Raw genomic sequence first — 25,390 nt, forward strand, 5'->3', positions numbered from 1 at the left:
TGGGCGTCGCGCGCAACACCATCCGCGAGGCCGTCCGCATCCTGGAGCTGACCGGTCTCGTGCGCTACGAGGTCAATGCAGGGAACCTTCCTCCACCTCAGGTGGAGGAAGGTTCCCTGCATCTTTCAGAACTGGGCGGTGAGGCAGGCGAGGCGGTCACCGGCGGTACCGGCCTTGCCGTGCTCGGTGCTGGTGTGCGCGGCGTGCACGATGACGGCATTGGCCTCGCCCTTGCGGAACTCCCACTTCACCGTCGCCCTGCCGGTCGCGGCACCCTGCGCGTCGGTGGTGAAGTCGAGCCAGATCTCGTTCTCCGCGTTGGCGAACTTCGGGTCGACGCTCGGCGTGACCGGATCCTTCTCGTTCTGGTAGTGCGGGCCCGAGTCGGCCGGTTTCGCGCCGCACGGCTTGGTGTGCACGTGCGAGCCGTACTTCGTGTTCGGCAGCAGACCGGTCACCTTCAGCTCGACCGTCGTCTGTCCATTCTCGACCGACGAGCCGGTGGAGAGCTTCGCGCCCACCGGAATCCGCTTGACGTCGTAGGTGATGCCCTTCGGCTGGTCACCGGACGCGGCAGGTGCCGCCAGCGCGGTCTCCGCCACCGGCTTGATCTCCGGCGCCGTGGGCGTGGAGGACGGAGCCTCGCCCGAGCAAGCGGCCAGGCCACCGGTGAGCAGTACGGCACCCACGAGGGCCACCACAGTCGTGCGCATGTCTCTCCTCAAGTCAACTGCGTTCCAGGTTCCCACCCCCTGCACGTTCACCATCGGGTGACTGGTTCAGATCAATTGAGACGAGGTCGCGGAACGCTTCTCGATAGGCCGCACAAAGGTGATAACCGCCGTGAGTCTCCACTTTGTCCGGACTGCCGTTTGTCTCACTCGCACGACGATCACGGGGGTTGTCCTCCCAGCCGTGCACCGGGAAGCCCAGGTAGTCGGTGCGGCGCCACAGGTTGATCCAGCTGTCGCCGAGCAGCACCGTGAGCCCTCGATCCGGTGTCGTGCCCGGCGGTCGCCGCCACGGGTCGCACGAGAACATCGCGCCCGCACGGACTTCCGGCGTGCCTAGAACAGAAGGCCCGAGCAGCTCGGGGAAGATCCGCCCGAAGTACGGCCTCAGCTGCACGCCGTACGTCAGCAGCTGCACACGGCGCAAATACCCCTCTGGCAAGGCGTACAGCGCCGCCACGGCCAGCACAGCGCCCAGACTGTGCGCGGACAGCACGACGCGGTTGTCGCCGGACTCGTCCAGGAACTCGCGCGTCCGGTCGGCGATCTCCGGTACCGCGCGCTCGGCATAACAGGGCGGCGCGAACGGATGCGCCGTGCGCGGCAGGAAGCACATGAGGTCCCACAACAGCCCGAGCGGCCGCCGGTTCGTCAGCATCCCCGCACCGACGAACGACCCGATCACCGCGACGCCGGCGAGCCCGGTGACCCAGTCGCCCTTGCCCAGCACCCACGTGACACCGGACCACTGCGACCACGCCGGCGCGTCGAACGTGAGATAGCAGGTCATGATCAGGGCGAGCACACCTGAGACGGACAGAACGCCGATGACGTTCTCGGCCCGGTGCGTGACGGCGACGACGTGCCGCATCCGCACCACGAGCACCTCGGCCTGAGTGTCCAGCACCGCGGGTTTGAGCAGCCGCGACAACAGCGTGAACGCTTCGGCGAGCACCAGCAGCACCAGCGGAACCAGCGCCACCGCGAAAGCCGCGCTGAACCACGAGTAGAACGACGGCGCCCGCAGCCCGGTCCCGACCCAGCCGCGGAACGTCAGCACCAGCACCGTCGACAGCATCATCGACGTGGTCAGCGACAACCCCAGCAGCACACCGGGTCCGGCACCGCGCCAGGCCTGCCACTCGTCACCGGCACGCGGCCGCGCCCGCCACGCGAACACCCCGCCGACGACCGCCGCGCCGATCCAGGCGAGCGAAAACCAGTACGTGGCAACCATGAACCCGACGAACAACACCACGAACACCAGTGGTCCCTTGGCGTCGGTGCGCCGCCACGCCCACGCCGCCAGCACCGAACCGAGCAGCGCCACCGCGACGACCGGTGGTCCCCACGACGTCAGCCACAGCGGCCCGTCGAACACCGGCTCGATCGAGTAGATCGCGAACCCGTGCGCCACCAGCACGATCACCGACGAGATCAGCAGCAGCCACGACCACAGGCCGCCCTTCTCGTTCGACGGCACGTCCGGGCAGTCCGTCGTGGTCACCACCACGCGAGCCATCACCGTCGCCAGCAGCCCGCCCGCGAGAACCGTGAGCACGAGGAAGAACGCGTGGTGCCACAACTGCGTGCTCGTCACCAGCACGACCACGCAACACCCCGCCGCGAGGTGCAGCCGGGTGAGCCGGCGGATCCGCGGGCTGCCCTCCCACATCGACGACCGGCTGAGCAGCACGCCGGCACGTCGTTGAGGCTCGCGGCGCATCGTCGTCATCTCGTACCTGCTGCGGGACAACGACGTCAGCGCCAGCAACCCCAGCAGCAGCAACACCGGCACCGCGGAAGCGGCCAGCACCCTGATGTGCCGCGCGGGATCGCCGAGCAGGTCGAGGAACTCCGGCAGCCGCTTGCACGTCGCGCCCGGCAACGAGCACTGGATCGCGTAGGTGTCGATCGCGACCTCGCACACCGCGAGCACCAGCAACACCGTCAACCCCAGGCCGAACAGCCGGGTCGACGCCGCGCCGCGCCCGGCGTTCCACCACACCATCCGCTTCGTCGTCGGGACCGAGTCGTCCGGGAGTCTCCGGGACCAGTAGGCGACGTTCGCGAGCCCGAAGGGGAGCAGCAACGCCCATCCGATGCGCCCCAGCACGTTCGCGAGCACCGATGGCACTCCGCTGCCCGGAACGCCGGGGCTGCTGCGCGCCATGCCGCCCCACGAGTACGCCTCGCGCCGCACGTCGCCGGGCACCCGGCCGGGGTGATCCGGTGGCAGCTCGGCGACCTTGGCCGGCAACGGCCGCCAGAAGCTGCCGAACCTGTCGCCCCGGAACTGCTCCACGGCGTGGTCGGGGAGCGCCAGCATCGCGGCAGGGGGTGTGTTGTTGACCCCGTGGATGCGCAGTTCCAAGGTCCGCGGACTCATGGTGGCCTCCCCTTTACTCCAGTTGTCGTCCTGAAAACTGCTCCGGTTAGCGGCCGAACGGGTGAAAAAGGTGTATCCAGGCGCCCTGGAAAGCCTCTACTTGGCAAGGAGGCCCCACCATGACCGCAACCGCTCACCCGAACGTCGCAAACTCCGTCGGACTCGCCGAGTTCCTCGCGACCGCGGGCACGCTGACCCTGGCGCAGCGCAAGCTCCTCGTCGACCAGGCCCTGCTCCTGCTGGAACAGAACTACGCGCACCTGCCGCTCAAAGTCGCCATGCACGCGGTGAACCCCGTGCAAAGACTCAGGGTCCTACGAGCCAGACTCGAACGGCAGACCGACGCCACGGCCGAGCCCGAGTGGCAGTTCCACCGCGAGCTGTCGTCGACCTTCCACTCGGTGCGCGACCTGCACACGAACTACCTGCTGCCCGCACCGTTCGCGGGCAAGATCGCCTTCCTGCCGTTCCAGCTGGAGCGCTGCTTCGCCGCGGACGGCACCGAGCAGTACCTCGTCGCGCGCACGGTCGCGGACTTCGACGGTCTCGCCATCGGTGCCGAGGTGACGCACTGGAACGGCACGCCGATCGCCCGCGCCGTCGCGTTGAACGGCGCGGTCTTCGCCGGCAGCAACACCGCCGCGAACCTCGCCCGCGGCCTCGAGTCGCTCACGTTGCGCCCCTTGGTGATCCAGCTCCCGCCGGACGAGGACTGGGTCGTCGTGACGTATCAGGGTGCGGCAGGCTCGGAGGACATCCGCGTCGACTGGCAGGTGACGGACAACCTGCCGCCGATGACCGACGTCGACGCGCTGTCGCCCGCCGCGGCCGCGCAGGGCGTCGACCTGGACTCGGACGAGAAGGCGCGCGCCAAGAAGTTGTTGCACGCGCCCAAGGTCGTCGCCGCCGAGGCTTCCGGCGAAGCGGTCGCGATGAGCGTCACGGACGTGCCGACGACCATGCCCGGTGTGTTCCGCGCGCGGCCGGTCGTGACGCCGTCCGGCACGTTCGGGCACCTGCGGATCTTCACGTTCAGCGTGGACGACCCCCAGGGGTTCCTGAAGGAGTTCGTGCGGCTCGCGGCTCTGCTGCCGCAGAACGGCCTCATCGTCGACGTGCGGGACAACGGCGGCGGTCACATCTTCGCCTCGGAGTTCCTGCTGCAGACCATGACGCCGCGCACGATCTCGCCGGAACCCGTGCAGTTCCTGAGCACGCCGCTGAACCTGCGAATCTGCCGCCGTCACGCGGACGGCCCGACCGGCCAGATCGACCTCGGCCCGTGGTTCCCGTCGCTCGACACCTCGACCGAGACGGGCCAGGCGTTCTCCTGCGCCCACACCATCACGCCGGTCGACGGCGCGAACGCGATGGGCCAGACCTACCACGGCCCGGTCCTGCTGATCACCGACGCGCGGGTCTACTCGGCCACCGACATCTTCGCCGCGGGCTGGGCCGACCACGAACTGGGCCCGATCCTCGGCGTGGACGACAACACCGGTGCGGGCGGCGCGAACGTGTGGACGCACGGGTTGCTGACGCAGCTGCTGAAGATCCCGGCGCCGGGCGACCCCGAGTCGCCGTACAAGGCGTTGCCCAACAAGGCGAACATGCGCGTGGCGATCCGCCGCACGCTGCGCGTCGGCAAGCTTTCCGGTACGCCCGTGGAAGATCTGGGCGTGCGGCCGACGCACCAGCACAAGCTGACGCGCGCGGATCTGCTGGAGGGCAACGTCGATCTGCTCGCCCGGGCGGGCTCGCTGCTCGCCGCGCTGCCGGTGCGGCGGCTCGGCGTGGCGGTCGCCGGGACGACCGTCTCACTGGACACCGTGAACCTCGACCGGGTGGACATCTACGTCGACGGCCGCCCGGCCACCTCGCTGGACGTCACCGACGGCGCGCACACCGCGACGTTGAGCACGACCGGCACCGAGGTGCGGGTCGACGGGTTCTCGGAAGGCCAACTGGTGGCCGCGCGCAAGGTCACCAGTTGACAGGGCGGGCGCTTCCGGTGACTCCATGACCGGAAGCGCCCGCTCGTTCTTCGTCGCTACTTCTTGGTGAAGGTGAAGGCGCGGTCCTCGGCCAGCTGCGCGAGCTGCTTCTCGGTGCCCTGCGTCCAGCTCTGGACCCAGACGACCTCACCGTTCGGGCGGAAGTTGCGGGCCTCCACGATGCCGAACCGGTCGTCCTTCGCGAAGACGGTCACGCCGCCGCGGTGGTCGGTCTCGGCGCCGGTGCACGTGGTGGTCGCGCAGTACTCCTTGGGCGACGACTTGTGGAAGCCCGGTGCGTTGACCTGCGTGTACGTCGAGACCTGCTGGCCCTTGTAGGTCAGCGACACCGAGTTGCCCATGTACTGCATGTCGTCGAACACGCCCTCGGCCTCGCCGCCCCAGTTGCCGGGCGCGACGTCCTTGGCACCGTGGAAGGCACGCGGGAACGCCTTCTTCTGGTGCGCGGAGAACTCGTCGGCCTGCTTCTGCAGCTCCGCCTTGGTCTTGTGAACCGGCTTGACGTCCTTCGGCGGCCACGTGAGGTCCGTGGAAGCCGACGCGCTGCTCGCGAAACCGAGCAGTGCGAGGCCCGTCAGGGCAGCCGTCATCACGGTGCGCATGCGCATGAATCCCCCTGGTGAGTATTAACCTCTCGATCTGAGAGACGCCGCAAGATCACCCGGGGTTGCACCCGGAAGATCTTTTTCTAGAGCCAGCCTCGGCGCATCGCCTGCACCCCGGCCTGGAACCGGGTCTGCGCGCCGCAGCGGTCCATCAGCTGCCGGACCCGTCGTTGCACCGTCCGGGGTGCCAGACCCAGCTGCCGTGCGATCGACTCGTCCGTGAGCCCGGCCGCGAGCAGGCCGAGCAGGTTCGGGTCCACATCGGCCGCCGCCGCGTAGATCCCGCCCGGGCTGAACGGGATTCCCTTGTCCCAGTACAGCTCGAACGTCGAGCGCAGCACGTCCAGCAACGCGGACGGGCGGATCAGCAGCACCTTGTCGACCACAGCGTTGTCCCCTTGGCCGTTCGCCACCGGGAGCACCGCCGCGTGCGTGTCGATCACGGCGAGCTTGAACGGCAGCGTCGGCGTGACGCGGGCTCGTTCACCCGCCGCGACCAGTTCGATGATCTCGGTGACACGGCCGGGAATGTCCACAGCGGACCGGTCGTAGACCACGCGCCACTGCACATCGCGTTGGCGCGTCTCGTCTTCCAGCGCGACGTGCTCGCCCAGCGGCGTCACGTACGGCGGCTGGTCGAGCACGCAGACCTCGTCGCGGGCGCCGCCCAGCAGTGTGTGCCACAGCTCCCGCACCGCGCCGACGCCGGTCACGGTCTCGACGAACGCGTTGTCCGCCTGCTCCTCGTCGCGGTTGCGCAGGTAGAGCTCCATCAGCGGGCCGACGTCCGCACGGGCCCTCCGGTTCTGCTCCTCCCGGGCCGCGATGAGCGCCTCCACGGCGAGGTCGGGCGCGACGGCCTGCCACACGTCGCCCGGTAGGTGCCGGACGATGCCCAGCTGTCGCATTTGCGCCAGGAGGTCGGGTGCGACGCCGATCTCGTCCGTGGTGCGGCTACCTCCCGTTACCAGAAGCTCGTAAACGGCCGTTAGCTCCGGCGCGACGCCCAAGTGTCCGAACACGACCACATTGTGCGCCATTCAGCCCAATGAGCCTGTCGTGAACACGCCAGTGTCGTTATTCGGACTCCGCTAGACCTGTTTTCGCAGGTGTGACGCGACTTACGGTCCTCACCACCTCCGCAGCCGGTTCAGAACACTGACGCCCTCAACGGCACGCGAAGGCCCTGCGTGGAAGGACCTCACGTGAACGGATTGCGACGCACGAGTGTGTGCGCCGCGGCAGTTTCCGCCGCCGTGCTCAGCGTTATCTCACCCGTTAACGCTGCCCCCGCCCCGGTTCAGTCCCAGCCGGACTCGACCCAGGTGAACCGCCCGTTCGAACGGCTGATCGTCGGCTACAAGCCCGGCACCGCCGAAGCCTCGTCCGACACCGCTGCCTCGGACGACGTGAAGAGCAAGGGCAAGTCCGTGCACCGCCGCATGTCGAGCGGCGCGGTCGTCGTCGACCTCGGCTCGAAGACCGCCAACGCGGACTCGACGATCCAGGCGTTCAAGAGCGACCCCGATGTCGCCTATGTCGAGCCGGACCTGCTGATGCAGCCGTTCGCCGACCCGAACGACACCGAGTACTCCCGGCAGTGGGACCTGTTCGAGGCCACCGCCGGCATGAACGTGCCCGGCGCGTGGTCCAGCTCGACCGGCGCCGGCGTGACCGTCGCCGTGATCGACACCGGCTACGTGGCGCACAGCGATCTGGCGAACAAGGTCGTCGCGGGGTACGACTTCGTTTCCGACGCCGCGCGCGCCCGTGACGGTGGCGGCCGGGACAGCAACCCGTCCGACGAGGGCGACTGGATGAAGAAGGGCGACTGCGGCACCGACGCGCTCGGCCAGCCCGTCCCGCCCGCCGACCAGAACTCGTCCTGGCACGGCACGCACGTCGCGGGCACGATCGCCGCGGCGACGAACAACAGCAAGGGCATCGCGGGCATCGCCTACGACGCCAAGATCCAGCCGGTCCGCGTGCTGGCGCAGTGCGGTGGCTCGACCTCGGACATCGCCGACGCGATCACCTGGGCGTCCGGCGGCACCGTGAGCGGTGTGCCGGCCAACGCGACGCCGGCCAAGGTCATCAACATGTCGCTGGGCGGTCAGTCGTCCTGCTCGACGACCTACCAGAACGCGATCAACGGCGCGATCAACCGCGGCACCACCGTCGTCGTGGCGGCCGGCAACTCGAACGCCAACGTCGCGAACTTCACCCCGGCGAACTGCTCGGGTGTGCTCACGGTCGCGGCGCTGGGCCGTGAGGGCAACAAGGCGTTCTACTCGAACTTCGGCACCCGCATCGACATCGCGGCGCCCGGTGGCGAGACCCGGCGCGGCACCGACACCCCCGGCACCATCACCACGCCGGAGAACGGCATCTGGTCCACGCTGAACACCGGCGCCACCACGCCGGGCTCGGAGACCTACAAGCCGTACCAGGGCACGTCGATGGCCGCTCCGCACATCGCGGGACTCGCGGCACTGCTGGTGGCGAAGAAGCCTTCGCTGACGCCGGCTCAGGTCAAGGACCTCATCAAGACCAACTCCCGCCCGATCCCCGGCACCTGCTCGGGTGGTTGTGGCGCTGGTCTGGCCGACGCGACCAAGGCCGTGAACGCCATCGACAGCACGCCGCCGCCTTCCGGTGGCCTGGAGAACACGACCGACGTCGCCATCCCGGACCGCGGTGCCGCGGTGACCTCGTCGATCGTGTCCTCGTTGTCCGGTAACGCTTCCTCTGCCGTCAAGGTCGGCGTGGACATCGTGCACACCTACCGCGGTGACCTGGTGATCGACCTGGTCGCGCCGGACGGCACCGCCTACCGGCTGAAGAACTCGTCCTCTTCGGACAGCGCAGCGAACGTGGTCGCGACCTACACGGTCAACGCCTCGTCCGAGGTCGCGGCGGGCACGTGGAAGCTGCGGGTCCAGGACGTGTACTCCGGTGACACCGGGTACATCAACTCCTGGAACCTGACCCTGCAATAGCTCCACGTGTTCGCCGAGGGGCGGCGCCTTCCTACCTGGGGGAGGCGCCGCCCTTTCACATGTCTTCTGTGCCAAGGTCGAGTTCATGGTGTTCGGCGACGTGCTCGCGGAGCCGGCCTCGCGGAAGACCGAGAGTTCCGCGAGCAGCGTTACGTGCCAAGGCGGGCGTGGTTCTACGAGCTCAGCCACGAGGCTCTCTGCCGCGCAGCTGACCGAGACGTCGTCGGAGGTCGCCGGCAGGCCGGTGGAGGTCTCCGGTACGGCTGCGATCAACTCCGGTCACCCGTTGCGGCTGTTGTCGGGTGACGTGCTCGTGCCGAAGCCTGACGCCCACCACACCTGGTTTCCGGGGGAGTCACCAGGCAACGGACAGCTTGCGGTTGCGGTGCACGATCCGTTCCAGATAGCCCGCCACCGTCCGGATCGGTGGCAGGCCGAGCATGTGCCGCTGTGCTCGTTTGACGGCGTGGTAGATCTCCGGGCTGGAGAGCGCTCTCTGGCACGCTTCGGCGACCGCGCGGGCCTCGAAGTCCTGCACCCGCACGCCCAGCTTGAGCTCGCAGACGCGGTGGGCGTTGTGCATCTGGTCGTGGAGCACGGGAAGCACCGCGGTGGGCGCACCTGCTCGCACGGCCTCGCGGATCGAGTTGTAGCCGCCGTGCGAGACGAGCAAATCGGCTGTCTGCAACAACAACGCCTGCGGGAGTTGCTCGACCAGGTGCACGTGCCGCGCTGCCTGTGCCTCCACGGGAAGCCCGCCCGTCAGCACCACGGCCTCGCAGTCGACCGCGGAGAGGCCCGCCACGAGCGTTTCCAGGTGTGCCAAGGGGGAGTGGCGCAGGGCGAGGTCCGGGATGGCGTCGAAGTCGAAGAGCCGCAGGGCGGACTCGGTCGCGAACACGCCGCCGGACGTGCTGGTGGAGGCGACGACGAGCGGTTTGCCCGGATCGAGGTCCGCGAGCCACTGCGGGAGCCGGTCGGCGGTGCTGTGGTGCTCGGGCTGCTGGTAGGCGAACGCGGGCGGCATCGGCTGGCGGGCGAAGGAGTAGCCCGGCGGCACCGCGTCCAGCCGGCCGTACCGGTGCGCCGAGTCGAGGGATTCGTGCAGCGGCAGACGGAGCTCCGCGCGGCGCTCGTTCAGGGCGTTGAGCAGGGTGAGGCGGTCCATGTACTGGCCGACGCCGGTGGGCGCGGCGACGTGGGGGACGCCGAGTCGTTCCGCGACGAGCATTCCGGCGAACTCGATGCCGTCGCGCAGCACGAGGTCGGGCCGGAAGTCCGCGGCCACCGGCAGGAGCGCCAGGACGGCGCCGCGGATGTGCGGGCCAGCGGCGAACTCGACGATCATCTCGTCGGCGAACGGGTCGTAGTCCGGTGGGAGCGTCAGCATCTCGCCCTGCAACAGGTCCACGAGCTGGTCGCAGACCTCGGGCAGCACGGCGGTGGTCCGCACCGCTTCCCGGGCGAAACCGGACAGCACGGACGCGGGGCCCGCCACCAGCACCTCGTGTCCCTGCTCTGTGAGCGTCGTCACGAGGGGGAGGAGGGCCAGTGCGTGGGCAGCCGAGAACGCGACTGTGCACAGCACGCGCACGACAAACCTCCCCTGCGGCACTGGAGTGCTGGTCCCCACGGTAAGGAGCGGTGCGGGTGCGACGGAATTGGCAAGTTCCACTCGCGGGTAACGTCGCGGACATGGCCACACTGGTGACGTTCCACGCGCATCCCGACGACGAGTGCATCCTGACCGGAGGCTTGATGCGCAAGGCGTTCGAGGAGGGACACCGCGTCGTGCTCGTCGTCGCGACCCGCGGTGAGGCCGGCGAGATCCCGGACTTCCTGGCGCCCGGCGAGGAGCTCTGGCAACGCCGGGTGCAGGAGACGCACGCGGCGGCGGACCTGCTGGGCGTGGCGCGCGTGGAGTTCCTGGGATACCTGGACTCCGGGATGATGGGCGACGAGCTGAACTCGCGTCCCGGCTCGTTCTGGACGGCGGATGTCGAGGAGGCGGCCGGCAAGCTCGCCGCGCTGCTGGCCGAGGAGGACGCCGCCGCGCTGACGACCTACGACAGCTTCGGCCAGTACGGCCACCCGGACCACATCCAGGTGCACCGGGTGGGAGCGCGGGCCGCCGAGATCGCCGGAACGCCCGTGTACCAGGCGAGGGTGAAGGAGTCCGAGTTCCGCGAGGCGTTCCGCCGGGCCGGCCTGGAGGAGCCGCCGGTGCAGGAGGACGCCGTACCGGACTCGGAGATCACCTCCGGCGTGGACGTCTCGAAGTACCTGGACGTGAAGCGGGCGGCGATGCGCGCGCACGCCTCGCAGATCCCCGAGCAGTCGTTCTTCCTGTCGCTCGACGACGAGACGTTCGCCCTGCCGTTCGGCACCGAGTGGTTCATCCACCACGGTGCCGGCCCCGCGACGCCTTTGGATCTGTAGCAACGAAAACGGGGACGGCCTGTGCGGGCCGTCCCCGTTTGTCGTTACCGCTCAGCTAGTTCACGCGCTGCGACGACGGCGCAGGAACAGCAGGGTGCCGGCACCGGCACCCACGAGACCCAGACCCGAGAGCAGCAGCCACATCGGGGAGGCACCGGTCGCCGCGAGCGGCGGCTCCGGCGTGCTGCCACCGGGGGCCGGGGGCGTCACGGAAGACGAGGGCGCTTCCGTCGTCTCCACCGGCGGCTTCGGCTGCTCAGGCTTCGGCGGCTTCGGCTGCTCGGGCTTCGGCGGCGCCTTCACGCAGGCCTCGGTCTTCGGCAGCGTGATTTCCTTGGTCCAGCCGTTCGTGCCCTTGGGGTCGTCGTAAGCCTTGATCGCGACCTTGTAGACGTGGGCTTCGCGGCCGTCGCTCTCCCACGCGGTTTCCTTGTAGGACTGGCCGAACGTGACCTTGTGGTCCTGCTCGACGCCGTCGATGAAGACCGTCAGTTTGTTCTTCTTCTCAGTGCCGTACCACGTGAGGTCCACGCTCAGCGAGGACTCCTGAGTCGTCTCGTCACATGAGGCCTTCACCGTCTGATTGTGTGCGAACGCCGGGGTGGCGAGCGCCAGTGAGGCCAGAACCGCGGTGCCAGTCACCACGAACGCGCCGAGAACTCTACTTGCCAACGGATTTCTCCTGCTCTGGTTGGTGCGAGGCGGATCGAGCACATTCAGATTCTTGATCACCCGACCGGGTGAACCGCGCCACGCTAGCAACACAGAGCGCTCAGAAGGTCACCGTATGACAACGGAGCGGTGTCACCACGGATAGATCCTCATGTTTTCTGTTAGGCCGATGACCCCCGCGACCAGCCGCATCTGTTCCACGCCTCGGACGTCGGCATCCAGCAGGCGGGGCGAGCAGATCATCACGGCGAGCGTCTGGGCACGGGAGAGTGCCACGTTCAATCTGTTGCGTGACAAAAGAAAGTCCAGGCCACGGGGCAGGTCCACGGTGGACGACGACGTCATGGACATGATGACCGCCGGTGCTTCCTGACCCTGGAAACGGTCCACTGTGCCCACCCGCGTTTCGTCGAAACCCGCATCTGCCAGGCGTCTGCGGATGACTCTGACCTGCAGGTTGTACGGCGCGACGACGAGCACGTCCGCACATGTGAGTTCGCGCGTTTGGCCATTGTCAGTCCACGTACGACCGACTATGCGCCGCACGGTGTCCACCACGGCCTCGGCTTCCTCGGCCGACGACGTGATGTTGTGCCGGTGATCGACCTCGCGCAGGTAGATGCCGGGCTCGATGCCCTCAATGCTTCGGTTATGGGCAGTTTCGTGCGAATGGAGCAGTCCGGCGTACGACAGCTCCGACACCGGCTTGCAGACGGCCGGGTGCATGCGGCGCGTCTCCGCGAGGAAATAGCCCAAATGGTCAGGGATGACGTCCGCGTCGCCGAGCAGGTGGCCGAGCGCCGACGCGTCACTACCCGGCGGGTGCACGCCCTGCACGACCTGCGGCAGCTGCTGCGGATCTCCCAGCAGCACCAGGTTCTTCGCCGCGGTGGCCACGGCGACGGCGTCGGCCAGCGCGAACTGCCCGGCCTCGTCGATGATCATCACGTCGAACGGCTGGGCCTTGATCGCGGCGTTCGAGAACGTCCACGCCGTCCCGCCGACCAGGTGTCCCTCGGGGTGTTCTTCACGCCAGCGGGCCAGCGCGCCGTTGTCCTTCGGCTGGTCCCAGGGGAGGCCTTCCTCGGGCTTTCCCTTGGGGCGCTTGGCCATCGGGATGCTCGGGTCCGCGCTGGAGAGCACGTTCTCGACGGCCTTGTGCGAAGTGGACGTCACCGCGACCGTCTTGCCCTGGTCGATCAGGTGCTTCACCAGCTTGGTCGCGAGGTACGTCTTGCCGGCGCCGGGCGGTCCCTGCACCGCGAGCGTGCCGCCGTCGAGCTGGTCGACGGCCTTGATCACCGCCTGCACGACGTCCGGGTGCCGCGGCAACGGCCCCGGCGGCGTGCGCAGCAACAGATCGATGCCGGGGTTGCGGGGGAGCAGCGGCAACAGGTGCACCGCCTGCTCGGCCAGCTCCGCCACGGCCTCGTCCTTCGGCGACGCCGGAACCGGACTGCCCGGCAGGACCGCGATCGGCAGTTCGGCGTGCTCCTGCGAGTTGCTTTCGGTGACCACGAGCTCGTACGGGTTGTCGTCCGACACCACGGCGTTGCGCGTGACGTTGCCGGGGTAGAGGAGCCTGACCTGCTCGTCCTTGCCGAACGGGTGCGGCCGCTCCGGATCGATCCGCGCGTGCACCTGCCGCTTGTGCGTGCGGATCCGCCCGCTCGGCGGCACCCAGTCCTCGGCCTTCAACGTGATCGGCACCGCGCAGTTGGAGTCGGTCTCCAGGTCCGAGATCGGCGCGCTGGCCTGCCGGAAGAAGTCACCCCACGCGGGACTTGCCTCGCGCCGGTGATAACCGACCGTCGCCGCGAACAAAGCATGCCCCTCGGCGATCAACGGCTCGGTGAGCGCGGCCATCCGGCGGGCCCGTTCCGCCGCCTTCTCCAGTGCGGCCTCGTCGCGTTCCTCCTTCGCCGCGGTCTCGATGCCGTGCTCGCGCTTGATCTTCTCCAGCAGGTCCCGCACACCTCGGGTCAGGATCTCGTCCTGCACCAACGGTTTCAGCGCCGGCAACGTGTACTCGCGAGTGGAGACCCGCAGCACCCGCCGGGTCAGCGCACCGAGGTCGACACAGCGCCGCACCAGTTCGTCCACTTCGGACTCCTTGGTGGCGGTGAGGGCCGCGCGCGCGTGCAGATCGTGCGGCGTGAAGTGGTAGACCGTGCCCGACGGCGTGCGATCGACGAACTCCGCGAACGTCCCTTCCCAGCCAGGAGTGCGGAAGACGTCACCGTCGACCTCCAGGAAGACGTCGTCCTCCTGCGGCTCAGGCAGGTACTGCAACGCTTCCGGCGCGACGACCTCGTAACTCGTGACGCCGGTCCGCTCCTGCCGCACCTGCAACCGCGCCTGCGCCGTCAACGCCGTGAAGCTCGCGGGGGAGAGGGTCGCCGGCCGCTCCTCGGTTGCCGCGAGCGCGTCGATGGTGTCAATGCCGGCCGAAACCAGCTTCCGTCGCTGGTCCGTCCTGAGCCCGGCGACAAGCGACAGGTCACGGGCCTCTTCGCGACCGGTGGCGCAGTGACGGGCGAAGCGACACCCGTTGCACGCGGCCCTGACCTCGCCCCACGACCGCTTCGGAGCGGGTGACGGCTTCGCGAGCCGCGTCTTGAGCCTGCCCAGCAACGGCGTGAAGTCCGCGACCCGGAACGACGTGCGCTTCCCGTCAACGAGCAGGTGCGCGCGCTCGGCCCCGACAGCCTGCGCGGCCGCGGCGAGGTTCAGGATCGCGAGCGGGGTGGCTTCCTCCGCGTACGGCTCGTAGCCCGCGGGGGTGTGGACCAGCGTTGTGGAGCAGTGGAAAACGCCGTCGAAGAAGACGGCGTTCTCGATGATGTCCTTGCCCGCGCGCATCTCGGCGGCAGTCCGCGAGGCTTGAGCGTGCAGCTCGTCCGGATCGCCCTGTCGGTCGCTGCGCCCCAGGTAGCTGCGGTGCTCGCATTCGAGCAGGTCGACGAGGTCGGACGGGCTGGCGAGCATGGACACTGATGCTAGTGTCCGAGCCAGCCGCCGCCTGGCACCCACGGAAGGCGTTTCATGCTCCCCCTGCTGATGGCGGCTCTGCTCGTGGCTCCCCCTCCTGGCGTCGACTTCCAGAACGAAGGCACGCTGAACGGCTGGGACCACCACTACACCCAGAAGGACGGCGTCATCCGCGACGTCACGAACGTGCACTACAAGGGGTCGACGGCCATCGAGGCCAAGCAGACCTACATCAACGAGACCGGTGGCTACCACTCGGAGACGATCGACCGCGGCGCCCAGTCGGTCGGGCAGGACCGCTACTACGGTCAGGCGGTCATGCTTCCGGCGAACTGGCAGTTCCACAACCAGAACGTGACGTTCCAGCAGTGGTCACCGGAGGATCCCGAAGGTCCGTGGCTGCTGATGTTCGTGCAGAACGACGAGATCCGGTACGGCGGCTCCGGCGGAATTTCGGGGACGGCCGGCAAGATCAAGCGCGGCGAGTGGACCCGGATCGTGACGCGGTTCAAGCTGGCGAAGGACACCGGCAAGTTCGAGGTGTGGATCAACGGGCAGAAAGTCGTGTCGCGCACGCAGACCGTGCTGCCCAAGACCTCGAAGACGATGCGGTGGTCGTCCGGCATCTACTGCACGGCCTGGCGCGACGGGAAGCCCGCCGGCCAGTCGACGCTCTCGATCTACCACGACCACCACCGCGTCGCGACGAGCTACGCGCTGGCCGAGCCCGCCAACTGGTAGCGGCTAGACGTTCGCCTCGACCAGCTGCAGCAACGCCTCGTGGTTCGTGTTCGGGTAGTCGTGCGGCTTGAACGGCCTGGTCTGGGCTCGCACCAAGGCCGCGGCGGCGGCCAGTTCGCCGGTGCGGACCTCGGTGTCGCGGTGCAGGAAGGCGAAGTGCGGTTCGCGGACCTCGTCGGGCCACAGCAGGGTGTGCAGCACCAGAACGCCGTGTTGCGGGCGGATGGCGGCGAGGGTTTCCTTGCCGCGCAGGGCGAACTTCACGATCGCGGCGGTCTTGGTGCGCTCCAGCGTCTCCCGCAGCAGCACGTAGGAGCGGACCGCGAGATCGTCCGGGTCGACGTAGTAGCTGCGGTGCAACGCGATCGGGTCCAGATCGCTGACCGGCGCGAACTGCTGGACGTCGATCACGCCGTCCTCGGGTGCGGGCAGCGAGTGCGGGTCGATCTGCACGATACGGCCGTCGTCGAGCTCGTAGCCGCGGCCGATGTCGTCCGGGGTGAGCCGGAGCGAGCACTCGCCGCACACCTGCTGGTGCCGGACGCGGCCGCTGTCCTCGCGGTGCACGAGGTGCACCCTGCTGCGGTGTTCCGTGGATGCGGACACCAGCCGCACCGTCATCGTCGTCATGCCGAACCGAAGTGCGCCCCGCCACACAGTTCTCATGACAAATGGGTACTCGAACACACGGTCGAATAGACCCCACCTGTGACGAAAGGGCTCGTTCGGGTGCGTCCGACGGGTACCTCGGACGCGTGCGTCACCAGCCGTGTTTCACCAGGAAGAAGGGGCGTAGTCCTTCAGGAAGCAGCCGTACACGTCCTCGCCCGCCTCGCCGCGCACGATCGGGTCGTACACGCGGGCGGCCCCGTCGACCAGGTCCAACGGCGCGTGGAAGCCCTCGTCGGCCAGGCGCATCTTCAACGGGTGCGGCCGCTCGTCGGTGATCCAGCCCGTGTCGACGGCGGTCATCAGGATGCCGTCGGTCTGCAGCATCTCCTCGGCGCTGGTGCGCGTCAACATGTTCAGCGCGGCCTTGGCCATGTTCGTGTGCGGGTGCCCGGAACCCTTGTAGGCGCGGGAGAACTGACCCTCCATCGCGGACACGTTCACCACGTACTTGCGCCGCGCGGACGACTTGGCCATCGACTGGCGCAGCCGCGAGATGAGCAGGAACGGCGCGGTCGAGTTGCACAGCTGCACTTCCAGCAGCTCCACCGGATCGACCTCGTCGACGTTCTGGATCCACGAGTTGGTCGACGCCAGGTCCGGCACCAGGCCGCCCGCGTCGATGTCCTTCGAGCCCGCCATCAACGCGAGCGTCGTCACCGAGTGCGCCTCGGGAACCGCGGTGCCGGGCAACGCCAGCTGGCCGTGGCCGCCGAACGAGATCAGTTCCGGCCGGGCGGCGTCCCCGGTCAGCGCCTCGTGCTCGGCGGCGGCCAGGGGTGCGTAGGCGTTGGACGACCGGCGCACGGTCTGCGCGGCGTTGTTGATCAGCACGTCCAGCGGGCCGCGCAGGGCCACCTCGTCCGCCAGCGCCAGCACCTGGGCCGGGTCGCGCAGGTCGATGCCCACGATCTTGAGCCGGTCGATCCACTCGGCGGAGTCGGGCATCGAGGCGAACCGGCGGGCCGCGTCCTTGGGGAAACGCGTGGTGATCGTGGTGTGCGCGCCGTCACGCAGCAACCGCAGCGCGATGTACATGCCGATCTTCGCGCGGCCACCGGTCAGCAGCGCGTTGCGGCCGGTCAGGTCCGTGCGCGCGTCCCGCTTGCCGTGGTTGAACGCGGCACACGCAGGACAAAGGTTGTGGTAGAAGGCGTCCACCTCGACGAACCGCTTGCGGCACGTGTAGCAGGACCGCGCACGCAGCAGCGTGCCGGCGGAAGCCCCGACAGCGTTCGACACCAGGGGGAGGCCCTGCGTCTCGTCGTCGATGCGGTCCGGCGACCCGGTGGCGGTCAGCGCGGTGACGGCCCGGTCGTTGGCCGTGATGGCGGCCTTGCGCTCGGACTTACGGAACTTCTTCGCGGCTTTGAAGATCTTCGCGGTGGCCCGGCGGACGCGCACCGCGTCGTCGTGCTCGGCGGGCAGGTCCTCGACCTGGGCAAGCACGCGCAGGCAGACTTCCAGCTCTGCGGGGTCGATCGAGGTCATGAACAGGCATTTTACGGGTTGAGGGGTGGTGGTCCGGTGGCCGGGCCCGAACTGCTGGTGCTGTGGGACATCGACGGCACGCTGATCGCCGGTCGCGGCTTCGGCAAACTGATGTACGGCGACGCGTTCCGGACCGCGTTCGGCCGGGACCTCGAAGGGCCCGTCGACCTCGGCGGACGCACCGAACTGGCCATCATCGCCAGGGTGCTGCACCAGCACGGCATCGAGCACACGGACGAGGCGAGCCAGTTGCTGGCCAACGCACTGGCGAACGCGTTCGAGAGCCGCAGGCGAGAGCTGCCCGACCACAGCGACGTGCTGCCGGGCGTCCGCGAGGCCCTCGAACACTTCGCGAACGATCCGCGCGTGCATCAGGGCGTGCTGACGGCGAACCTCAAGACCGTCGCCCGGATCAAGCTGGAGGCGTTCGGGCTGGAGCACCTGATCGACTGGGACGTGAGCGCGTTCGGCGACGAGCACGCGGACCGGGCCGAGCTGGTGACCTTCGCGCGGAAACGTGCGCAGCATCTCAGGGTCTTCGCCCCTGACGAAGTGGTGCTGATCGGCGACACCCCGAACGACGTGTACGCCGCCACCACCGCCGGGGTGCGGCTGGTGGCCGTCGCCACAGGCCACAGCACCGCGGAAGAGCTGCGCGAAGCCGGTGCGACGACCATCCTCGACGACCTGGGCGACACGGCCGCCCTCACCCGCGCCGTCACCGGATGAGACGGGTCTGAACGGCTCTGGTCTGGCATCGATCACGGCGTTATGGTGCGCGGCATGCCCACTGCAGGCGGCCCGACAGTCAAACGGCTGTCCCAGCCGGACGCCGACATCAAACCGAAAGCCCTCGGCCTGCCCCGAGGCCGGACGGTGATCTCGGTCTTCGGCTCCACACAAGACATCGAGACGGACCTCGCCGCGAAGTTGTTGCCGGTGCTCAGATCCGTCGTGGTCACCGCGGCGCGCGACGGCGTGGTGTTCGTCACCGAAGGCACGGACAGAGGCGTGGTCCACTTGCTGGGCATGGCTTTGCAGGCGTGCGAGCAGCGCTGGCCCGTGGTGGTCGGCGTCGCGCCCAGCAGCAAGGTGCACGACCTCACCGAAACCTCCACCAACGGTCAGGTCGCGCTGGAACCCAACCACAGCGTCGCGGTCATCGTCCCCGGTTCGGAGTGGACGGACGCGACACCGGTGCTGTTCCGCACGATCGACGCCGTCCGGCACAAGAAGCCCGTGATCGCCCTCGTCGTCGGAGGCGAGAACGAGCGGGAGATCATCGACCACCTGAGCGCGGACAACCCGCTGCTGGTACTGGCCGGCACGGGTGGCCTCGCGGACCGCATCGCGACCGGTGACCTCACCGGCGATCTCGCGGTGCTGGTGCGCAGCGGCAAGATCTTCATCGTCCACGTCGACGAAGGTCCAGGCAAGACGGTCACCGCGCTGGAACGGTTGCTGGGCAAGGAGAAGCCCGTCAAGCCGCCGAGGATCTGGCCCAAGGTCCGGTACCAGGTCCAGGAACCGCGCCCGCTGGTCGACCCCGGTTTCGTCGTCGCGTACCCGATGCTCGCCGACGCCATCCACGACGCCAACAAGGTTGTCGCACCGGCGTTCCAGGAGCTCGACGCGGAAGCCGACGTCGAGCAGAACCGCTACCGGCTGATGGCCGTGCTGGCGATCGGCGGCGGACTCACCACGACGGTGTTCGGCGCGCTGCAGACATGGCTCAAGGACACGCCGTGGCCCGGTGTTCTCGTGGTCGCGGGCGGGGCGTTCGCGGCCGCCATCACGATCGTGGCGCGCAAGCGGGAGTCGCTCGACAAGTACCTCACCGCGAGGTCCCGCGCGGAGCGGCTGCGCGCCCTCTACTTCGCCCACCTGGCGGCGGTGGCGCCGGCCACGGAAGAAGAACGCCAGGACAAGGTGGCGGACCTGGAAGCCGCGGTCAGCGACCGCAAGCACGAGGTGGTCAGGACATGAGTGACAAGCAGCGGCAGGCCCAGTTCGTCGAGGCCTACCTCCGGCACCGGTTCCAGGACCGGCTGGACCACTTCGAACGCAGCCGCAAGCGCTACTCCAGCGCTCGCACGTGGACGGTCGCGATCGCGGCGGCCCTCTTCATCGCCGCCGCGGCGGCAGCGGCCGTGGGCATGGCGGACGGGCCGCGCCGGGCGTTGTGGGGCTTCGCGGCCACCACTCTCGCGGCTCTTGCGACGGCATTCTCACTCTACGAGGCGACGTTCGGCTTCCGCCGGCTCGCACGGGAAAGCGCCACTACTTCTGTTGCGCTGCAACGGCTCGCGGTGGACGGTCCCACGCCGGACGATGTGGACGACGAAAGGCTCGTCGCATTTGTGACCGAAGTGGAGTCGGTGCTGCGGTACGGGCGGTGAAGCCAATTCCTGGCGGCAAACGATCAAGTTTGCCGCCGGGAAAACGCTTTCGAGGGTATGCGCAGCGGTTAACGCGCTGTGGGTGCATGATTACGCAAAGCACTAGATCTGGTGTTTCGGTCACCCACTTGTCATGATGACCTCATCCCCCGATGCGGAAGCAGGCACGACATGACTTGGGCGCGTCCCGCGATCGCCGAGCCCGAAACCGGCACCTTCGCCGAGGCAAAGGCTCTGGAAAAGGAGCACAGCACGATTCAGAACAGCAAGGCGGCGCGGACCGTGGCCTGTCACGCCACGAACGCGCTCGACTGCGCTGACCTGCTCGAAATGCTGGGCCTCAACGCTGCGGAGGGCAAGGTCCGGGTGTAGCCCCGCGACTGGATCCACCACTCGGCCACCAGCAGGTTCACCACGAACGACAGCCAGTTCGCGGTGGCGAAGACGACCAGCCCGTCCCCCGCGGGCAGGAGTGAGCCGAGCAGCAGGCCCCACAGCCGGCCCGTCACGGCGGCGCCAGTGAGAGCGAAACCGCGGATCATCCAGATGCGGTGCTCGCCGAACTGGCGCCGCCGTGCCGTTTGCAGGCCGCGTACCGCGCTGACGAACCACAGCACCGACAGGACCGTCAGCGGCGCCGATGCGGCCAGGCCGTTCAGTGACAACTGAGCGCACACGATGCCCAGCAGTGACGACGGCAGCACGCCCGCGAAGTACACGCGACCGAGCACTCGGTGCACGCGCGGATGCTTTGCGCGAAGGCGTGGCCAGAACTGCGAAACACCCGCGAGGATCGCGACCGTTCCGGTGAAGATGTGCGCGACCAGCAGGCCGTAGTGGACCGGACCGTGCAAGTCCGGCCGGGCCTGGCTCATGTCCAATGTCACGTAAGCGCTCGCGGCGAAGATCGTTATCGCGGCGATGACCACACCGGACACCGCCAACCAGGCGACGTAACCCCAGGAAGCTTTCATAAATGCAAGGCTGTCAACGACTTCACCCGAACGCGCTGGGGACGGCACCCGAGCGAGCGGTGGGGCAGGCCCTACTGGGATGATGTGACTCATGCGGACGGTCGAGATCTCCGAAGAGCCGATCAGGCTAGGGCAGTTCCTCAAGCTGGCGGCACTGGCCGAGGACGGCGGGCACGCCAAAGAGCTGATCGAGGACGGGGAAGTGCACGTCAACGGCCAGGTGGAGCTGCGCAGGGGTGCGCAGCTGCGAGCGGGTGACATCGTGGTCGTCGAGGGTGACGAGGTTCGCATTTCCGTTCGGCCGTAACACATTACTCCGTTCAGCGGTAAGTACATGCACAAGCGCAGACGATCCGACTAGGGTCTGAAGACCTGTTCTGAACGATTCCGGCGCGCCATACGTAACCTTTATGTCCCTTGTGGACACGTGGAATCGTCTTGCGTCACCACGGTTTCCAGACGGTGAGACGCGCGTCACGTCCGATATTCGGGCAACGGGGAAACTTTTTTCCACAGCCTGTAACGCGGATGCCAGAACGCGCGAATCATCGGTTGCGAGCTTCGTTCGCCGAGCCTGAAATGTGGCGTTGTCGAAGATCGTCGAAGCTCGAAGATTCAAGGTCCTCGGGGTGACCTGCGTACGTGCACGTCCGGAATCGCCGCTGAGCCGGGGAGATCAGAACGATGAGTGAGCAGGTCCGCGCTGCCCGTGACGTCGACGGGCTGCGCTCCACGCTCAATCCGCTGTCTGAACACAGACAGACGCACCCACCCGTCGCCCGCTGGGAGAGCCGCTACCGCTATGCCGTGATCACCGCCGATGTGCTGACCATTGCCCTGGTCGTCATCGCCGTCGGTGCCGTCATGAGCATGCGACATGCCGCATTCGGCCCGCTTTCCCTTGCCCTGCTGGACATACTCACAGTGGTTGTCGTCGTCGGCTCCCTCGCGATCAACCGCGTGTGGACGACGACCGTCCTCGGCCAGGGTGCTGAGGAGTTCCGAAGACTCGGCCGGGGTTTGTTCGGTGCCGTTGTGGCGCTCGGCCTCGGAGCGCTCGCCGTCGACATCCCCGGCGCCCGCCTGTGGGTCTTCGTCGTGGTCCCCGCGATCGCCCTGTTCGCGTTTCCCATGCGCTACGCCCTGCGCCGCCCGCTGCACCGCGGCCGCAAGGAAGGGCGCTTCCTGCTCTCCGTCCTCGCCGCCGGCAACCTCGACACGGTCGAGGACCTCATCCACCGCACCAAGCGCGTCGCCCACCTCGGCTGGCGGGTGGACGCCATCTGCACCATCGACGGCCGCGGCCGCTCCGGCACCGATGTCGACGGCGTGCCCGTCGTCGGTCAGCTGCGCGAGCTCGCCGAGCACGTCCGCCGCGGTGGTTACCGCATCGTCGCCGTCACGCCCGACGCCTACTGGACGCCCCGCCGGCTGCAGCAGCTCGCCTGGGCCCTCGAGGGTTCCGGCGCGGAAATGGTCGTGTCGCCCGGTTTGATGGAAGTCGCCGGACCGCGCCTGCACATGAGCGCCGTGCTCGGCATGCCGTTGCTGCGCGTGAGTGAACCGGCACTGAGCGGGTTCCGCCGTCTGGTCAAGGACGTCGTCGACCGCGTCGGAGCGTTCGCGCTGCTGATCCTGCTGGCGCCGTTGATGTTCGCCGTCGCCGCGTTCGTGATGATCGACAGCCGTGGTCCCGTGTTCTACCGCCAGAAACGGGTCGGCAAGGGCGGCCAGACGTTCACGATCATCAAGTTCCGCACCATGGTCACGAACGCCGACGTGTTGCGCACCAGGCTTTCCGCGGCCAACGAAGGCCACGGGCTGCTCTTCAAGATGAAGAAGGACCCGCGCATCACCAAGGTCGGCACGTTCCTGCGCCGCTACTCGATCGACGAGCTGCCCCAGCTGTTCAACGTCCTCGCGGGCACCATGTCGCTCGTCGGCCCCCGCCCGCCGCTGCCGGAGGAGACCGCGAAGTACTCCTCGGACGTGCGGCGCCGCCTGCTCGTCAAGCCCGGCCTGACCGGGTTGTGGCAGGTCAGCGGACGTAGCGACCTCTCGTGGGAGGAATCGGTGCGGCTCGACCTGCGCTACGTCGAGGACTGGTCGCTCGCCCTCGACGCCGTGATCCTGTGGAAGACCTTCCGCGCCGTCTTCGGCGGCCACGGGGCCTACTGATGGAGACCCAAGAAGTGATTGGCATTGCTGTCATCGGCGCGGGGTACTGGGGGCCGAACCTGGTCCGCAACGCCCAGGCGACGCCCTCGTTGAAGTTGCGCTACCTGTGCGACCTCGACGTCGAGAAGGCCAAGCGGGTCCTCGGTGAGTACTCGACAGTGCGCGCCACCGCGTCGCTGGACGAGGTACTCGCCGACCCCGAGGTGCACGCGGTAGCCATCGCGACACCCGCCGCCACCCACCTGCCGGTCGCACTCGCGGCGCTGGAAGCCGGCAAGCACGTCCTGGTCGAGAAGCCGCTCGCGGCGAACCTGGAGGACGGCCTCAAGCTCGTCGAGGCGGCGGAGTCCCGCGGTCTCACGCTGATGCTCGACCACACCTTCGCCTACACCTCGGCCGTGCAGCACCTGCGCGGGATGATCCGCGGCGGCGAGCTCGGCGAGATCCAGTACATCGACTCGGTGCGCATCAACCTCGGTCTGGTGCAGCCGGACGTCGACGTGCTGTGGGACCTCGCCCCGCACGACCTGTCGATCTTCGAGGCGATCCTGCCCGACGACGTGCGGCCGGTGGAGGTCGCGGCACACGGCGCGGACCCGATCGGCGCCGGTGTCGCGTGCGTCGGCCACCTCACGGTCAAGCTCTCGAACGGCGCGATCACGCACGTCCACGTGAACTGGTTGTCGCCGACGAAGATTCGCACGATGGTCATCGGCGGTTCGCAGCGCACGGTGGTGTGGGACGACAACAATCCGGCGCAGCGACTGTCCATTTACGACCGCGGCGTCGACCGTTCCGAGGAACAGCAGAAGATCTCCTACCGCACCGGTGACATGGTCGCGCCGGCGCTGGTGGAACGCGAGGCGCTGCGCACGATGATGGCCGAGTTCGCGGCGTCCATCACCGAGAAGCGCCCGCCGCTCACGGACGGCCGCGCGGGCCTGCGCGTGCTGGCAGTGCTTGAGGCCGCGTCGGAGTCGTTGCGCTCCGGCGGTGTGTTCGTTCCCGTTCACCAAATCGAAGGCAGGGTTCAGTAAATGACGGCACAACCGATCAGTGGCCAGCGCGCGCTCGTCACGGGCGGCGCGGGCACAATCGGGTCGTCCGTGGTGGACCAGCTCGTCGAGGCCGGTGCCTCCGAGGTCGTCGTGCTCGACAACTTCGTGCGCGGCCGCCGGGAGAACCTGAAGGACGCGCTGGAGTCCGGTGTCGTCAAGGTGGTCGAAGGCGACATCAACGACAAGGCGCTCGTCCGCGACCTGACCGAGGGCCAGGACCTCGTCTTCCACCTCGCCGCCATCCGCATCACCCAGTGCGCCGAGGAACCGCGGCTCGCGCTGGAGTGCCTGGTCGACGGCACGTTCACGGTCATCGAGGCCGCCGCGGCCGCCGGCGTGAAGAAGGTCATCGCGTCGTCGTCGGCGTCGATCTACGGCCTCGCGGAGTCGTTCCCCACCAACGAACGGCACCACCCGTACAACAACGACACCTTCTACGGCGCCGCGAAGGCGTTCAACGAGGGCATGCTGCGCAGCTTCAAGGCGATGCACGACCTGGACTACGTGGCACTGCGGTACTTCAACGTGTACGGCCCGCGGATGGACGTCCACGGTCTGTACACCGAGGTGCTGATCCGCTGGATGGAACGAATTGTTGACGGCAAGTCGCCGCTGATCTTCGGTGATGGTGCGCAGACGATGGACTTCGTGCACGTGCACGACATCGCCCGCGCGAACATCCTCGCCGCCAAGGCACCGGTGACGGACGCGGTGTACAACATCGCGTCCTCCAAGGAGACCTCGCTCAAGGAGCTCGCCCTCGCGCTCCTCGCCGCGATGGACTCCGACCTGCCGCTGGAGCACGGCCCCGAGCGCAAGGTCAACGGTGTCACGCGCCGCCTGGCCGACATCAGCGCGGCGGCCACGGACCTCGGCTGGAAGCCCGAGATCGAGATGGACGGCGGCCTGCGCGACCTCGTCAAGTGGTGGCGCGCGGAGAAGACAGCGGAGAAGACAGCCTGACTGTCCGAAATGGCGGCCTGACTCTGTGAGATCAGGCCGCCGGCTATGTCTCATCCGGTCGCAATGATTTAACCGA

At 68.2% G+C, this 25,390-nt stretch carries 21 protein-coding genes; 11 read left to right on the plus strand and 10 right to left on the minus strand.

Going from position 1 to position 25,390, the window contains the following annotated elements:
• Window positions 1–125: 125 nt before the first annotated feature.
• The gene (locus ABZX92_RS17120; RefSeq protein ID WP_355559704.1) at window positions 126–713 is read right to left on the minus strand and encodes a superoxide dismutase family protein; all 588 of its coding nucleotides are present in this window, start codon (window positions 711–713) and stop codon (window positions 126–128) included.
• Between the two features lie 13 nt (window positions 714–726).
• Window positions 727–3,120 carry a hypothetical protein gene (locus ABZX92_RS17125; RefSeq protein WP_355559707.1) on the minus strand — a complete coding sequence of 798 codons (2,394 nt, stop codon included), beginning with the start codon at window positions 3,118–3,120 and terminating at the stop codon, window positions 727–729.
• A 119-nt stretch (window positions 3,121–3,239) separates the two neighbouring features.
• Between ABZX92_RS17125 and ABZX92_RS17130 the strand changes: the two genes are divergently transcribed.
• Window positions 3,240–5,114 carry a S41 family peptidase gene (locus ABZX92_RS17130; RefSeq protein WP_355559709.1) on the plus strand — a complete coding sequence of 625 codons (1,875 nt, stop codon included), beginning with the start codon at window positions 3,240–3,242 and terminating at the stop codon, window positions 5,112–5,114.
• 56 nt (window positions 5,115–5,170) lie between these two features.
• Here ABZX92_RS17130 and ABZX92_RS17135 read toward each other — a convergent pair whose 3' ends face one another.
• Window positions 5,171–5,743, minus strand: coding sequence for a hypothetical protein (locus ABZX92_RS17135; RefSeq protein WP_355559712.1), 573 nt, complete (start codon window positions 5,741–5,743; stop codon window positions 5,171–5,173).
• 80 nt (window positions 5,744–5,823) lie between these two features.
• On the minus strand, window positions 5,824–6,762 hold the full coding sequence (locus ABZX92_RS17140) for a LuxR C-terminal-related transcriptional regulator (RefSeq protein ID WP_355559715.1): 939 nt from the start codon (window positions 6,760–6,762) through the stop codon (window positions 5,824–5,826).
• A 303-nt stretch (window positions 6,763–7,065) separates the two neighbouring features.
• On the opposite strand from ABZX92_RS17140, the gene ABZX92_RS17145 reads away from it, so the two are divergent.
• Entirely contained in the window at window positions 7,066–8,739 is a 1,674-nt protein-coding gene (locus tag ABZX92_RS17145; RefSeq protein WP_355559718.1) for a S8 family serine peptidase, read from the plus strand.
• 355 nt (window positions 8,740–9,094) lie between these two features.
• On the opposite strand, the gene ABZX92_RS17150 is transcribed toward ABZX92_RS17145, so the two are convergent.
• Entirely contained in the window at window positions 9,095–10,273 is a 1,179-nt protein-coding gene (locus ABZX92_RS17150; RefSeq protein ID WP_355559721.1) for a glycosyltransferase, read from the minus strand.
• Between the two features lie 161 nt (window positions 10,274–10,434).
• On the opposite strand from ABZX92_RS17150, the gene ABZX92_RS17155 reads away from it, so the two are divergent.
• Entirely contained in the window at window positions 10,435–11,178 is a 744-nt protein-coding gene (locus ABZX92_RS17155) for a PIG-L family deacetylase (RefSeq protein ID WP_355559724.1), read from the plus strand.
• Window positions 11,179–11,238: 60 nt separating this feature from the next.
• Here ABZX92_RS17155 and ABZX92_RS17160 read toward each other — a convergent pair whose 3' ends face one another.
• Window positions 11,239–11,850: an LPXTG cell wall anchor domain-containing protein gene (locus ABZX92_RS17160; RefSeq protein ID WP_355559727.1), complete on the minus strand. Its 612-nt coding sequence runs from the start codon at window positions 11,848–11,850 to the stop codon at window positions 11,239–11,241.
• Window positions 11,851–11,982: 132 nt separating this feature from the next.
• A complete protein-coding gene (locus tag ABZX92_RS17165; RefSeq protein ID WP_355559730.1) occupies window positions 11,983–14,838 on the minus strand; it encodes an AAA domain-containing protein in 2,856 nt (951 codons plus the stop codon).
• 57 nt (window positions 14,839–14,895) lie between these two features.
• Here ABZX92_RS17165 and ABZX92_RS17170 point away from each other — a divergent pair, with 57 nt between their 5' ends.
• Window positions 14,896–15,582 (plus strand): heparin lyase I family protein, encoded by a 687-nt coding sequence (locus tag ABZX92_RS17170; protein WP_355559733.1) that lies wholly within the window; start codon window positions 14,896–14,898, stop codon window positions 15,580–15,582.
• Between the two features lie 3 nt (window positions 15,583–15,585).
• Here the strand turns inward: ABZX92_RS17170 and ABZX92_RS17175 are convergent, their stop codons facing one another.
• Both ABZX92_RS17175 and ABZX92_RS17180 read right to left on the minus strand, forming a co-directional pair.
• Window positions 15,586–16,248 carry a Ku protein gene (locus tag ABZX92_RS17175; protein WP_355559736.1) on the minus strand — a complete coding sequence of 221 codons (663 nt, stop codon included), beginning with the start codon at window positions 16,246–16,248 and terminating at the stop codon, window positions 15,586–15,588.
• 108 nt (window positions 16,249–16,356) lie between these two features.
• Window positions 16,357–17,742, minus strand: coding sequence for an SDR family NAD(P)-dependent oxidoreductase (locus ABZX92_RS17180; protein WP_355559739.1), 1,386 nt, complete (start codon window positions 17,740–17,742; stop codon window positions 16,357–16,359).
• Window positions 17,743–17,778: 36 nt separating this feature from the next.
• On the opposite strand from ABZX92_RS17180, the gene ABZX92_RS17185 reads away from it, so the two are divergent.
• From ABZX92_RS17185 to ABZX92_RS17195, 3 genes are read left to right on the plus strand one after another with little or no spacing between them, the layout of a single operon-like run.
• Window positions 17,779–18,471 (plus strand): haloacid dehalogenase-like hydrolase, encoded by a 693-nt coding sequence (locus tag ABZX92_RS17185; protein WP_355559741.1) that lies wholly within the window; start codon window positions 17,779–17,781, stop codon window positions 18,469–18,471.
• 54 nt (window positions 18,472–18,525) lie between these two features.
• Window positions 18,526–19,728: a hypothetical protein gene (locus tag ABZX92_RS17190; RefSeq protein WP_355559743.1), complete on the plus strand. Its 1,203-nt coding sequence runs from the start codon at window positions 18,526–18,528 to the stop codon at window positions 19,726–19,728.
• Window positions 19,725–20,141, plus strand: coding sequence for an SLATT domain-containing protein (locus tag ABZX92_RS17195; protein ID WP_355559745.1), 417 nt, complete (start codon window positions 19,725–19,727; stop codon window positions 20,139–20,141). Before ABZX92_RS17190 ends, ABZX92_RS17195 begins: the two co-directional genes overlap by 4 nt.
• A 290-nt stretch (window positions 20,142–20,431) precedes the next feature.
• On the opposite strand, the gene ABZX92_RS17200 is transcribed toward ABZX92_RS17195, so the two are convergent.
• On the minus strand, window positions 20,432–21,115 hold the full coding sequence (locus ABZX92_RS17200; RefSeq protein WP_355559747.1) for a DUF2306 domain-containing protein: 684 nt from the start codon (window positions 21,113–21,115) through the stop codon (window positions 20,432–20,434).
• A 91-nt stretch (window positions 21,116–21,206) separates the two neighbouring features.
• Here ABZX92_RS17200 and ABZX92_RS17205 point away from each other — a divergent pair, with 91 nt between their 5' ends.
• From ABZX92_RS17205 to ABZX92_RS17220, 4 genes are all read left to right on the plus strand, one after another.
• A complete protein-coding gene (locus ABZX92_RS17205) occupies window positions 21,207–21,422 on the plus strand; it encodes an RNA-binding S4 domain-containing protein (RefSeq protein WP_355559750.1) in 216 nt (71 codons plus the stop codon).
• 377 nt (window positions 21,423–21,799) lie between these two features.
• The gene (locus tag ABZX92_RS17210) at window positions 21,800–23,293 is read left to right on the plus strand and encodes a sugar transferase (protein ID WP_355559753.1); all 1,494 of its coding nucleotides are present in this window, start codon (window positions 21,800–21,802) and stop codon (window positions 23,291–23,293) included.
• A gap of 14 nt (window positions 23,294–23,307) precedes the next feature.
• Complete coding sequence (locus tag ABZX92_RS17215) at window positions 23,308–24,330, plus strand: Gfo/Idh/MocA family oxidoreductase (protein WP_355559756.1); 1,023 nt, start codon at window positions 23,308–23,310, stop codon at window positions 24,328–24,330.
• A complete protein-coding gene (locus tag ABZX92_RS17220; protein WP_355559758.1) occupies window positions 24,331–25,314 on the plus strand; it encodes an NAD-dependent epimerase/dehydratase family protein in 984 nt (327 codons plus the stop codon).
• Window positions 25,315–25,390: the final 76 nt, after the last annotated feature.

The sequence above is a fragment of the Lentzea sp. NPDC006480 genome, assembly GCF_040611995.1.
In the GTDB taxonomy this organism is placed as follows: Bacteria; Actinomycetota; Actinomycetes; order Mycobacteriales; family Pseudonocardiaceae; genus Lentzea.

Coding starts and splice junctions, on each gene's coding strand:
- ABZX92_RS17120 (WP_355559704.1), bottom strand. CDS start 713: ATGCGCACGACTGTGGTGGCCCTCGTGGGTGCCGTACTGCTCACCGGT.
- ABZX92_RS17125 (WP_355559707.1), bottom strand. CDS start 3,120: ATGAGTCCGCGGACCTTGGAACTGCGCATCCACGGGGTCAACAACACA.
- ABZX92_RS17130 (WP_355559709.1), top strand. CDS start 3,240: ATGACCGCAACCGCTCACCCGAACGTCGCAAACTCCGTCGGACTCGCC.
- ABZX92_RS17135 (WP_355559712.1), bottom strand. CDS start 5,743: ATGCGCATGCGCACCGTGATGACGGCTGCCCTGACGGGCCTCGCACTG.
- ABZX92_RS17155 (WP_355559724.1), top strand. CDS start 10,435: ATGGCCACACTGGTGACGTTCCACGCGCATCCCGACGACGAGTGCATC.
- ABZX92_RS17165 (WP_355559730.1), bottom strand. CDS start 14,838: ATGCTCGCCAGCCCGTCCGACCTCGTCGACCTGCTCGAATGCGAGCAC.
- ABZX92_RS17170 (WP_355559733.1), top strand. CDS start 14,896: ATGCTCCCCCTGCTGATGGCGGCTCTGCTCGTGGCTCCCCCTCCTGGC.
- ABZX92_RS17175 (WP_355559736.1), bottom strand. CDS start 16,248: ATGAGAACTGTGTGGCGGGGCGCACTTCGGTTCGGCATGACGACGATG.
- ABZX92_RS17180 (WP_355559739.1), bottom strand. CDS start 17,742: ATGACCTCGATCGACCCCGCAGAGCTGGAAGTCTGCCTGCGCGTGCTT.
- ABZX92_RS17190 (WP_355559743.1), top strand. CDS start 18,526: ATGCCCACTGCAGGCGGCCCGACAGTCAAACGGCTGTCCCAGCCGGAC.
- ABZX92_RS17195 (WP_355559745.1), top strand. CDS start 19,725: ATGAGTGACAAGCAGCGGCAGGCCCAGTTCGTCGAGGCCTACCTCCGG.
- ABZX92_RS17200 (WP_355559747.1), bottom strand. CDS start 21,115: ATGAAAGCTTCCTGGGGTTACGTCGCCTGGTTGGCGGTGTCCGGTGTG.
- ABZX92_RS17205 (WP_355559750.1), top strand. CDS start 21,207: ATGCGGACGGTCGAGATCTCCGAAGAGCCGATCAGGCTAGGGCAGTTC.
- ABZX92_RS17210 (WP_355559753.1), top strand. CDS start 21,800: ATGAGTGAGCAGGTCCGCGCTGCCCGTGACGTCGACGGGCTGCGCTCC.
- ABZX92_RS17220 (WP_355559758.1), top strand. CDS start 24,331: ATGACGGCACAACCGATCAGTGGCCAGCGCGCGCTCGTCACGGGCGGC.